Genomic DNA, 11,560 nt, shown 5'->3' on the forward strand with positions numbered 1-11,560 from the left:
GCGAAGTGCATCAAGTAATGATCAACTCTGGCAAAAAATCACATCGAGGAACAGAAAAGATTTGTGGAAGAAAGTATATATGTGGTTTAGCTTTAAAAAGATAAGAAGAAATATAAAACATAAAGCAATGACTGGAATGGCGCTGATTTTATCAGTTGCCATTCTTTCTGGTTGCGGAATTGGTAAATTGCAGTTTCCAAAGGTTGTAGACGGCGGAGTAGTTGGTGAGGAGATAATGCACGTCAGCACTATATTTGCCATGGATACGGTTATGGATATTCAGGTGTATGGCGGTGAAGAAGCGGAAGGTTTTTTGGCAGATGCGGAGAATCAGATCCGCACTTTGGAAAAAGAGCTGTCTGTTACAGATGAAAATAGTGAGATTGCAGGGCTTAACGCAGCAGGATCAGCAAGGCTTTCCGAGGAGCCAGCACAGATCATGAAGGAAGCCCTTAGATATTGCGATAGTACAGGCGGAGCTCTTGATATCACAATTTACCCAGTGCTCAGGGCCTGGGGCTTTACTACTGGAGAGTACCAGGTGCCTGGAGATGAGGAAATTGCTGGACTCCTTGAAAATGTGGATTACAGAAGTGTGACGCTTGAAGAAGTAGACGCAGCAACACTCTGCACAATTCCAAAGGGAATGCAGGTTGATCTTGGCAGTGTAACCAAGGGCTACACCAGCAGGAAGCTAGCCCAATACTTCCGCGACAATGGAGTTACAAGCGCACTAATAAATCTTGGCGGAAATGTAGAGTGTGTGGGCAATAAGCCTAATGGAAGCAAGTGGAATGTGGCTGTAAAGAGCCCATTTAAGGATAGTGATAGTGGAATCCTTGGTGTGATACAGGCTTCTGACGAGGCAATAATCACTTCCGGCGGATATGAGAGATATTTTGAGGAAAATGGTGAGACTTACTGGCACATCATAGATCCTTCAACTGGAAAACCAGCAAGGAACGGCCTTATCTCCGTTACCATAATAGGTAAGGATGGCCTTATGTGTGACGCCCTTTCCACAGCTCTTTTTGTAAAAGGACGTGATGGGGCTATAGATTATTACCGCAAGTATTCCGCTGCCAGCGCAGATTCAAGCAGCGCAGCTAATGACAAAGAAGGAAATATTGAAGATAGTGACAGCGCAGCCAATGACAAAACAGAAAATGGCGCGAATGGTGACATTGTAGCTAATGATGGCACAGAAAATGGCGCAGATGTTACGGGACAGGAAAGCTCTTTTGACATGATCCTTGTGACTACTGAGGGCGATGTCTACATAACCCCAGGAGTTGCAGAGAGATTCTCGCTTTCTTCCGAGTATCATGATCTTTCGCTTCATGTCTTGGATTAATATGTTTGAATTAGGATATGCTGGATTTTTTCTGATTTTGTCCGCAGGAAGTTGCTGGAAGTACGGTCGCTGGAAGTCCTGAGATGGATGATTTTTTTGTATTTTTATGTTGCTGTTACCCTTTTTAGCAAATATATCAGAATCCCTTCAGCCACTGATCATAGGCGGCCTTGTATTCGTCCATGTTCATGGAACTATTATATAGATGCATGTGCTTGTAGCGGCGCCTTGCTGCGCCGTAGGGTGCGAACTCTCCTTCGAATTCGTTCAGGTTGCACATCTCGTAGCCATCACCATTCATTATGGAGATGGGGACGATTATCGCATTATTTATCAGGAACTTCTCAGCTTCTGCAAAGGCGATATAGCGCCGCTTCTGACTGTAGTTGATACTGCTGGCCTGCTGGATCATGGAATTCCATCTGGCATTTAAAAAAGAAATCTTCGTATCACTACATCTATTCCAAAAAGTATATTCATAGTCATCTGTAAAGGGCTCAGCCCAGGTCAAAGGATCTGAGAAGTTGGCGCCCCATCTGCATTTGGTGAAGGCATACTTGCCACTTTCAATTACAGAAGTGGTAAAGCCAGTGTCATTGCCGGCTTCCACAACTACATCTACAAAATTTCTACCAAGAGCCGCTTCAATCATGAGCTCTGCCTTATATGCCTCTTTTACCCAGCCCTCAACAGAAGGGTCATAGGGCATCAGAATCTTGATGGGGTATTTGACACCCTCTTCGTCAAGCTCAGCTTTGGCAAGCTTTCTGAAGTATTTGGCCTGAGCGATACTGTAGCTGTCTCTTCCCGAAATTGCGTTTAGGGCAGGGAGCTGAGTATAGTCCTGGCCATCTATCCATAGGGATCTTGGTGGAGTAATGGTGTTGTTTATCAGGGAATCAGGGTCCTCGGGCTCGTAAACTGACAAAAGAGAAGACCTGTACAAGGAAGCCATTACAGCTTTTCGGAAATTCTCGTTAACTACAGCTTTTTTCCAGTTTTCTGGGTCATATTTCTCATCGAACTGCGGATCGAAGTTAAAGGCATAGAAGTAGGTAAAAGAACTATCTGGTCTGGAACGGTGGATATGCTTGGAAATTTCCGGGTCTTCCAGGGATTTAACAAGCTGATCATATGGGATTATAGCCCTGTCGATACTGCCCTCCAGGTATTTTTCTATGGAAACATCAGAAGCATCATAATCATAGTAGTTCTCGACTCTGTCGATATAGACATGCTCCTTATCCCAATAGGTAGGGTTTTTTACCATGATCTGTTTTTCAAAGGGCTGGAAATAGTGAAGAATAAAGGCTCCGTTATACAAAAGAGATTTGTGGTCCTTGGCAAACATGGTGCCAACTTTTTTAAGGTAGGACCTGGAAACCGGAAGAAAAGCGGAATATGAGAGCATGCTAAGAAAAAATGGGCAGGAGTCCTTGAGCGTGTAGATAATTGTCTTTTCATCGGGAGCTTCAACTGTAAAATCAATGGGCTTGGAGAGGTCATTGTCATCGGCGTATTCTGAGGCGCAGAGCCAGTCATCGGAAGTTACATTTGCGTAGTAATTTCCGTCGTAATCAACCCAGGTGATGTTATCCCTAAGATGAAAGGTCCACTGAGTCATGGCACTATTGGAATCCCAGCTTTTGGCGAGGCCGGGAACTATTTTACCATAACAGTCATAGTCGATAAGGCAGTCAATGACATTTGAGCAGATAACGTTGTCCACAAGTGCGTTTGTGGACAGGTAGTTGAGGCTCATGGTTTCAGAAGAATAAAGAGTTTTATAGACTGCAGCGTCTTCTTTGTAGTATTCATCAAGGTTGTGATTTTCAATATCAGGGAGCTTATAGAAACTACAGCCGCTGTTAAGGAGCATAAGGGCGCAAAGACATATGGAAAGAAGCTTGTTTGTCTTTTTCATCCCCTCATCTCCTTTCCGATAGATTCGTAGTATTTGCGTTTGTTTTCGTACATCTCGGCTTCAGCGTTTTTGATGACAGTTAGGAGCTTTTTGTCAGGTGTAGCCATGGCAAGGCCGCAGGCTACGTGGTAGTTGTTATCTTCAATTGCCTGGATCACCTTGGCAAGGTCCTTACGAACAAGGCTTTCGTCCCGCTCATATCTAAAGGCCACGAATTCATCGCCGCCAATCCTGTAGGTGTTGTTCTCGCCAAATTCAGAAGAGATGAGGGTTGCGATAGTCTTTAGCATATTGTCACCGGCAACGTGGCCCTGAGTGTTATTAAGTTCGTGGAGACCGTTGACATCAAAATATATACAGGCCAGACCGTCTGTGCCCTGCTGTAGATGGGAGCAGAAGTATTCATAGCGGTTTCTGTTCTGAAGGCCAGTTAGAGCGTCCATATTGGCTCGTCTTTCGATACCTACAAGGGAACCGGTTGTGATGTGGATTATGTAGAGGAAATAGATGACAAGTCCGATGCCCGCAACCAACAAGAAAATATACAGATAGGTGTGGATTGGCCGAACCTGGGCGTAAACACTCTCTGAGGGTACGCTTACCAGCATTTCCCACTCAGCAATGTCCATTGGAAGGAAACAATAGTAAGTGGTAGTGCCGGTTGCACTATCGGTGCCTACAGCATAGCCGCTACTGCCGTTTCTGATGGCTTCGGTAAAAGAGCCATTGACACTTAGCGAATTAAGGTTAAAGCTGGCTTCCTCAATGGTCTGAAGCTGACGACCGGCGCCGTCAATAAGGAACATGCCAGTATTTCTTTCTATAACTGATACTGTTGCACTACCATCATAAATATTGGGAACCCAGGCACTTAGAATATCCTCGGGAGTAACTGTTCCATAGATAAAAGCGATTGTTTCGCCTTTTCTTCTGATGGGCACAAAGGTTCTTATGTCATAGACATCAGGAGTATCAAGATCTTTCTGAAGAGTTGATATGTGCTCCCCTTTTTGCTTTATCTTTTCAAAATCCAGTACGCCTGTGGCGTCAAGGTCATTTCCGATTATTCTTATAATGGTGTTGTCTTCTGTGAGGATTGCTATATCAGAAATAGAAGATGTGACCTTGCCTATGGTCAGATAGGAATTAGTTTTGAAGGAGGAAAGGGAATCCTGGGAGGAGGAAATGATCCTTGCGGTCATACGCAGCATATTTCTGCTCGCACGAAATTCACCCTCGATAGATTCGATGGTTTCTTCTGTAGCATTTTTAAGTTCCAGATAACTCTGTTCCCTTGTGTAAGACCTGATAAAAAAAACGAAAAATAAAGAGCCGATCATAGCAGCTATTATCAGGACTATGGTAGCAATAAGGCTTCGAGTTCTAAATCTTTCCTGCGCTTTATTCCACATATGCAAAAAACTCCGAGAGAGTACTTCCCATGTCCATACATATACACAGTAATTATAGCATTTATGCGGCGTCTAATTATGAAAACTAGCGAAAATAAATATGTAAATTTACGAAATTATGAAGTTGCCGCGGCGGTGTATGATTGCTTGCAATATGATTGTATACACTAGCTTGCGGCAAAGGACTATGCTATACTTCTCATAATGATATTCGAATTGTAATTGTGGATGAGTCAGTGATCTAGGGGTATTTTCACAATTCCATATCATAATAAAATATATTGGGGAAAATCATGAAAAACAAATCCATCTTAAACAACAAATTATTCTTATACATGACTGAGTTTTTTGCAGGAATGTCCGTAATGGCTGTAGAGCTTGGCGCCAGCAGACTTCTTGCGCCATATTTTAGTTCATCGCAGATTGTGTGGACCATCATAATTGGAACTATCATGATTGCTATGGCTCTTGGAAACATCTATGGCGGTAGGGCAGCCGACAAAAACCCAGATCCGGGAAGGCTTTATGGAAGGATCATCGTTGCAGCTCTTTGGATCGCAGCAATTCCAGTTCTTGGCAAATACATAATTCTAGGGATTTCTGCAGTTTTGATCTTTGCAGTTAATAGTAACTTTCTTGTTATTGCTGCCTTTGCGGCTTGCATGATAGTGTTCGTTTTTCCGTTATTTCTTTTGGGAACGGTAACACCAAGCCTTGCCAAGTACACTACAGACTCCCTTGAGGACAACGGCAAGATTATTGGAACTCTCGGCGCTTTCAATACGATAGGAAGCATCATTGGAACCTTCGTTCCGACCTTTGTCACAATCCCTGCAGTGGGCACAGCTGCTACGTTTCTTATCTTTGCGGGAATTCTCCTGGCACTGGCAATTCTTTATTTTGTTAGTCCTGGAAGCGGGGAAGTGGTACAGCATGTGAATTCAGATGACAGCAATGGGGGAGATGCGGATAAGTCAGGATCAGCGTCTGCAGCAAAAAAGGTGGTTTCAAGCCTTCTGATATTCGCGCTCTGCGTAGTTTTCGGCCACAGCTCCAGCTTTGCTTTTTGGGAAAAAGACCTGACTTTCGAGGGAGAATCTGTTTACAACTATCTTCAGGTAAAGGAAACTGACAATTCCGTAATTCTGTCCACCAATGTGCTCTTTGGCGTTCAGTCCATACTTGTTAAGAACGGCCAGTTAACTGGCATGTACTACGACTACGCCATGGCAGCTCCTTATATGACTGGGGTAAAAGAAAAAGAGTCTCAAGGTCAGAAGCTAAACGTCCTTATTCTTGGCATGGGCTCTGGAACCTACGCAACTCAGCTTAGCCGCCATTTTGATAATGTTGAAGTTGAGGGCGTTGAGATTGATGATAAGATAACTGATCTTGCCCACAAATACTTTGAACTTCCTGATGAAACAAAGGTTACAACCTACGATGGAAGAGCATATCTTGCAGCTATAGACGGCAAGTATGACGTGATCATGGTGGATGCTTATCAGGACATCACTATTCCATTCCAGATGTCCTCCGTAGAATTTTTTACAATGGTCAAAGATCACCTTACTGATGACGGAGTAATGGTGGTCAACATGAATCTCTACAGTGATGAACTTACGGCAGATGCTGGAGTAAATGCTGGCAATGATGCTCCTTCCATCAACACTTATCTTGCAGATACTATCGCATCAGTCTTTGATAACACCGTAGTTGTGGACGTTCCCTATTCAACAAATAAAGAGCTCTTTGCCACAAACAATGGCGCTTTTATGGATACTCTTTTGACAAATATCGAGCTTGAAGAAAATGAGGCCTTAAGATCTATGATGACATTAGCCCATGACACTGCAATTTCCTACACTGGAACAGGCCACATTATGACTGATGACAAGGCTCCGGTAGAGCTTCTGGGCATGAGGCAGATCGACCTTATCATCAAGGACGAAGTCAGCTACTACAAGGAAATCTACAATACTCAGGGAATACAGGGACTTTTGAAGCTTTTGTAAATGATTTTTTGATTGCGGATTCGCATGAAATATAGTAAGCTAGTAATAGTTTTGCAATAACTAAAATATTAAACTTTAATGTAAAATATAATTATACACCGCGTAAAGGAGAGAGCAACATGTTTAAACTGAGCATTAATCCCAAGAGCCACAAGGGTCACATAAATCCTGAGCTTCAGGGACATTTTGCAGAGCACCTTGGAAGGGGAATCTATGAGGGGCTCTATGTCAAGGAAGATGCAGGCATCGAGAATGTAAACGGCATGAGGAAGGACGTAATTGAGGCACTTAAAGAGCTTCAGGTACCGGTTCTCAGATGGCCAGGCGGATGCTTTGCAGATGAGTATCACTGGAAAGATGGTATTGGTCCCAAGGAAGGCCGTAAGAAGATGATCAACACTCATTGGGGCGGAGTTGTTGAGGATAACAGCTTCGGAACACATGAGTTTATGGAGCTTTGCGACCAGATTTCCTGCAAGAATTATGTAAACGGAAATCTTGGAAGCGGTACAGTTCAGGAAATGTCAGAGTGGGTTGAATACATGACATTTGATGGAGTATCTCCAATGGCTGATCTTCGTAAGAAGAACGGACATGAGAAGCCTTGGAAGGTTGACTACTTTGGAGTTGGTAATGAGAACTGGGGCTGCGGCGGCAATATGCTTCCTGATATGTATGCTAATCTTTATCGCAGATATCAGACCTATGTTCGCGATTACAAGCAGGATGAGCATGTAAATAAGGTATGCTGCGGCGCTAACGCTGAGGACTTTACATGGACTGAGGAAGTTATGAAGACTTGCTTTAAGGCACCTGTTCACCTTCACGGTTTCATGGATGGACTCTCACTTCACTACTACACAGTTCCTGGAACATGGGAGCACAAGGGAAGTGCTACAGATTTCGATGAAAAAGAATATTACAAGACCCTTAAGAAGACTCTTTTCATGGAGACTCTTATTAAAGGCCATGCAGCAATCATGGATAGATACGACAAGGATCACAAGGTTGGCATGGTAATTGACGAGTGGGGCACATGGTATGATGTAGAGCCAGGAACCAATCCAGGATTCCTCTATCAGCAGAACACTATCAGAGATGCGCTTGTAGCAGGTATTAACCTTAACCTCTTCAACAAGCACTGCGATAGAGTCAAGATGGCCAACATTGCTCAGATGATCAACGTACTTCAGTCCGTAATCCTCACAGATGGCCAGAAGATGATCAAGACTCCAACCTACCATGTGTTCAACATGTACAAGTACCACCAGAACGCTGAGCTTCTTGATAGCTTTATTGAGACACAGGAAATCGGACTTGAGGATGAGTACAAGGTTCCAAACCTGACAGAATCTGTATCACTTGGCACAGACGGCAAGATCCATGTGACAATCACAAACCTTTCTTGCAGCGAGAGTTACGAGATCGAGGCAGCAGTAGCAGATACTGAGGTAAAAGAAATCTCTGGTCAGGTAGTTGGCGGCGAGATGCACCTTCACAACACCTTCGAGGAGCCTGAAAACGTTGTAGCAAAGGCCTTCGATGCTGTGGAAAACCTTGGAAGCGGCAAGCTTAAATTCACAATTCCAGCAAGCAGCGTTATCCACCTTGCACTTAGCATTTGAGCTATAGACTTGTAAGATAGAAATATATGATACCCCCAGTTCCTATAGGAATTATAGGAATTGGGGGTGTTTGAGTCTAATGGTATATGAAAACTAATCTAATATGAATCTAATATGAAACTTGTTTTTCCTGATGAAAAAACGGAATCTATTGTATAATGTAAGTAGATAAATGAGATACATGCAGCTGGTTGAATGGTACACATGTACGTGTAGTAAGAGGAATGCATGGAAAAAAGAGAAAACCCCATAAATATCATTATTGAGCATATGCCTGACCTTGATTTGCTGGGAAGAATAAGAGTGCTTTTTAGATGGCTGTTCTTTGGAGGACTCACAGGACTACTTGTGGGACTTATAGGAACGGCCTTTTATTATGCCATTTCCTGGGCTACAGAATTTAGAGTGGGGCATGATCATATAATCGCAGCCTTGCCACTTGCGGGTCTTTTCATAGTTTTTTTGTACAGACTCTGCAAAGACTACGAGGATAAGGGGACGAACCTTGTTATCAAGTCAATCCAGGAAGGGGACAATCTGCCTGTGACTAAGGCGCCTCTCATATTTATCTCTACTACATTGACTCATCTCTTTGGAGGATCTACAGGGCGTGAAAGCGCGGCACTTCAGATGGGAGGAAGTCTTGGCTACAACCTTGGACGGCTTTTTAAGCTAAAGGATGGAAACATCAAGATCATAACCATGTGTGGCATGAGTGCGGCGTTCTCAGCTCTTTTTGGAACACCGATGACGGCGGCCTTTATGGCTATGGAAATAGAAAACGTAGGAATAATGTACTATTCAGCCCTGGTGCCGTGTGTAATATCAGCTCTGGTGGCTACAGGAATTTCAAGATATCTGGGTGTTTCAGCGGAAGTTTTTACCGTAAATGTAGTTCCGGAGTTTAGCCTTTATAATGCGGTGTTTACCGGAATTCTTGGAATCTTGTGCGCAGTTGTCAGCGTTATCTTTTGCCAGACCTTGAAATTTGCAGGAAGAAATTATAAGAAGCTTTTGCCAAATCCCTATATTAGGGTGTTTGTAGGCGGTGTGATTGTAGCGGGACTGACCTTTCTGTCAGGAGTAAGATACTTTAACGGTGCAGGAACTGACGTTATTGAGATGGCAATAAAAGGAGAAGCGCCTTTTTATGCTTTTCTGCTAAAGATAATATTCACAGCCCTTACTCTTGGTGCGGGTTACAAGGGCGGCGAGATTGTGCCGGCCCTTTATATTGGGGCAACCTTTGGATGCCTGTACTCACAGATTCTTGGATTTGACCCGGCCCTGTGCGCAGCCATCGGAATGGGAGCGCTGTTCTGCGGAGTTACTAACTGTCCAATTTCATCGCTTTTTATCTGCTTTGAACTGTTTGGATTTAAGGGAATGCCGTATTATCTTTTGGCGGTGGCCCTTAGTTACACCTTTTCTGGTTATTCAAGCCTTTATAGCAGCCAGAAGATTGCTTATTCCAAGTTCCACAATAAGTACGTAAATCGCCAGACCAAGTAATTACAAAAATCAAGGAGCGGCATCGAATATCCACTGATAATCGTGCCGCTCCTTCTATATAATTGCCATCCTACCTTTCAAAGTTAAGCGAATAGATCCAGCCTGCTTCCGGCTGTATCATATCCATATCCTGACTGATCCTGTGAGTATCCTACTGTCATGCCCTGGAATCTGTTTGCCACTTCATTGTACATTCTGCTCGTTTCCTGAGATTTCTGAACCATGCCTATTGCAAGCTTCATAGGATCTTCATTGTCGGAATCATCGCCAATTAGCTGAGCATTGGGATATCCGACAGGATTAACGTTTGGAATCGCTCCCTGAGCTGCGTGCTGAACGAATGCATCTGAAACTTCGGATTCATTTTTTACCGCCAGATTCATAGGCTGCACATAGCTCATGCCATAAGCACTTCCAAGAGAACCTATAGATATTGCCATTTAATCTCCCTTTCATAAACTTGTCGGGACATATGCGGAAGAAAGATGTCTTTTCCCAACATCATAACGCCCATAAACTTCTGTGTATATCGTACATTACAGGCTCCCAATATGCAATTATCCACAGAAAAACAAAGCATAAACTTTCAAAATTAAATTATTAAATTTCGTTAAAAAGTATGATATTATAATAAAGAGGGATTTTTCTGCCCTTCGAACAAGTTCTTTTGACTATAAAACTTCAATTGTAAAAGTACAAGATAACACACGGCTTTAGGTTATCCAATGTACGGGAAAGGGGTAAAAACAGATGGGAAACAGCCAGCTGCAGTATTCTCCGTTCAGACCCAATTTGAAGACAGCCGAAGTATTTGCTTGGGGAGATCCGGAGTACAACTTATTTGATCAGTTGATCGAGAAATATGAGGAGTGCCATCCTGAGTATTGCTCGCTCTCTTCTTACGAAAAAATGGTTATTGAGGAGCAAATCCATCATGAAGCTATTGGACTTACACCGCTTAACCTTATAAAGAATTTCGTTGAAGATCCTCAGTTTGATGAATTTAGATCAGTGGATTTTCTATGAGCATGGACGCTATCCCTTTTTACTGGGGAAACAGCAAGAAATAGATAAGATGTGTACATATAGACGTACTTAGAATTAAAGATAATAGAGAAATAAAGACTCCCTGTAACCGTGGTGGCTACAGGGAGTTTTCATATTAGTGACTTTGCGAGCTTTTGCCTACTTGGAACGCCCTAAGATCTGGGCTTCGTGGATTTTATCGTTAACATCTGAAAGGAACTTATAATTAGTCGGATCTGAGATAAAATCCAGGAAATCTCTGGCCTCTTTTAACGTCAGTTTCTGAATTTCTACGAGATAAGATAAAATCTCGTCTCTGGTCTTACCTTCATTGATGAATCTGTCTACTATATCAAACAGAACCATGAATCTGCGCATTTTAACTTTAGTCTTAATATGGTGGAGTTCGATGAGAATTGCAGCAAGAATAATAAATGCTACGGCAGAGATCAGAATGAAAAAGACACCCAAAATAAACTTCTCTCTATTCAGGTTAAGTAGCCCTGCAAAAAGTGAAGACATCGTAACTATCGTAAACGATGTGATAAGGATAGCCAGTCGCGCCTTGTTCCGCGTGTGATCATTAATTGCCATGAGCCTCACACAAATTCCAAATACAAAATAGAATACAATCGCGAACGCTATACCCAAGTAAGATAATTGAAGCATAATGTTCATCCCCCTATGAATTA

9 protein-coding genes are annotated in these 11,560 nt (G+C 42.9%); 5 read left to right on the forward strand and 4 right to left on the reverse strand.

Annotated elements, in window-relative coordinates; all coding sequences use genetic code 11:
- The first annotated feature begins 61 nt into the window (after positions 1-61).
- Entirely contained in the window at positions 62-1,354 is a 1,293-nt protein-coding gene (locus G631_RS0105315) for an FAD:protein FMN transferase (protein WP_242829065.1), read from the forward strand.
- Between the two features lie 136 nt (positions 1,355-1,490).
- On the opposite strand, the gene G631_RS0105320 is transcribed toward G631_RS0105315, so the two are convergent.
- Together G631_RS0105320 and G631_RS19980 are read right to left on the reverse strand one after the other, a co-directional pair.
- Positions 1,491-3,278 carry a peptide ABC transporter substrate-binding protein gene (locus G631_RS0105320; RefSeq protein ID WP_026488581.1) on the reverse strand — a complete coding sequence of 596 codons (1,788 nt, stop codon included), beginning with the start codon at positions 3,276-3,278 and terminating at the stop codon, positions 1,491-1,493.
- Entirely contained in the window at positions 3,275-4,690 is a 1,416-nt protein-coding gene (locus G631_RS19980; protein ID WP_051196872.1) for a GGDEF domain-containing protein, read from the reverse strand. Before G631_RS19980 ends, G631_RS0105320 begins: the two co-directional genes overlap by 4 nt.
- 293 nt (positions 4,691-4,983) lie before the next feature.
- On the opposite strand from G631_RS19980, the gene G631_RS0105330 reads away from it, so the two are divergent.
- From G631_RS0105330 to G631_RS0105340, 3 genes are all read left to right on the forward strand, one after another.
- The gene (locus tag G631_RS0105330; protein ID WP_035789367.1) at positions 4,984-6,705 is read left to right on the forward strand and encodes a spermidine synthase; all 1,722 of its coding nucleotides are present in this window, start codon (positions 4,984-4,986) and stop codon (positions 6,703-6,705) included.
- A gap of 119 nt (positions 6,706-6,824) precedes the next feature.
- Positions 6,825-8,330, forward strand: coding sequence for an alpha-N-arabinofuranosidase (locus G631_RS0105335; protein ID WP_026488583.1), 1,506 nt, complete (start codon positions 6,825-6,827; stop codon positions 8,328-8,330).
- Between the two features lie 228 nt (positions 8,331-8,558).
- On the forward strand, positions 8,559-9,842 hold the full coding sequence (locus tag G631_RS0105340) for a chloride channel protein (protein WP_026488584.1): 1,284 nt from the start codon (positions 8,559-8,561) through the stop codon (positions 9,840-9,842).
- 83 nt (positions 9,843-9,925) lie between these two features.
- On the opposite strand, the gene G631_RS0105345 is transcribed toward G631_RS0105340, so the two are convergent.
- The gene (locus G631_RS0105345; RefSeq protein WP_026488585.1) at positions 9,926-10,282 is read right to left on the reverse strand and encodes a hypothetical protein; all 357 of its coding nucleotides are present in this window, start codon (positions 10,280-10,282) and stop codon (positions 9,926-9,928) included.
- 310 nt (positions 10,283-10,592) lie between these two features.
- Between G631_RS0105345 and G631_RS0105350 the strand changes: the two genes are divergently transcribed.
- Positions 10,593-10,868 (forward strand): hypothetical protein, encoded by a 276-nt coding sequence (locus tag G631_RS0105350; RefSeq protein WP_026488586.1) that lies wholly within the window; start codon positions 10,593-10,595, stop codon positions 10,866-10,868.
- A 159-nt stretch (positions 10,869-11,027) separates the two neighbouring features.
- Here G631_RS0105350 and G631_RS0105355 read toward each other — a convergent pair whose 3' ends face one another.
- Positions 11,028-11,537, reverse strand: coding sequence for a hypothetical protein (locus tag G631_RS0105355; protein WP_026488587.1), 510 nt, complete (start codon positions 11,535-11,537; stop codon positions 11,028-11,030).
- Positions 11,538-11,560: the final 23 nt, after the last annotated feature.

Source organism: Butyrivibrio sp. XBB1001, from assembly GCF_000424505.1.
Lineage (GTDB): Bacteria > Bacillota > Clostridia > Lachnospirales > Lachnospiraceae > Butyrivibrio.

What these genes read in the sequence shown, in the direction of transcription:
- G631_RS0105320 (WP_026488581.1), bottom strand. Translation starts at nt 3,278, where the DNA reads ATGAAAAAGACAAACAAGCTTCTTTCCATATGTCTTTGCGCCCTTATG.
- G631_RS19980 (WP_051196872.1), bottom strand. Translation starts at nt 4,690, where the DNA reads ATGTGGAATAAAGCGCAGGAAAGATTTAGAACTCGAAGCCTTATTGCT.
- G631_RS0105330 (WP_035789367.1), top strand. Translation starts at nt 4,984, where the DNA reads ATGAAAAACAAATCCATCTTAAACAACAAATTATTCTTATACATGACT.
- G631_RS0105335 (WP_026488583.1), top strand. Translation starts at nt 6,825, where the DNA reads ATGTTTAAACTGAGCATTAATCCCAAGAGCCACAAGGGTCACATAAAT.
- G631_RS0105340 (WP_026488584.1), top strand. Translation starts at nt 8,559, where the DNA reads ATGGAAAAAAGAGAAAACCCCATAAATATCATTATTGAGCATATGCCT.
- G631_RS0105345 (WP_026488585.1), bottom strand. Translation starts at nt 10,282, where the DNA reads ATGGCAATATCTATAGGTTCTCTTGGAAGTGCTTATGGCATGAGCTAT.
- G631_RS0105350 (WP_026488586.1), top strand. Translation starts at nt 10,593, where the DNA reads ATGGGAAACAGCCAGCTGCAGTATTCTCCGTTCAGACCCAATTTGAAG.
- G631_RS0105355 (WP_026488587.1), bottom strand. Translation starts at nt 11,537, where the DNA reads ATGCTTCAATTATCTTACTTGGGTATAGCGTTCGCGATTGTATTCTAT.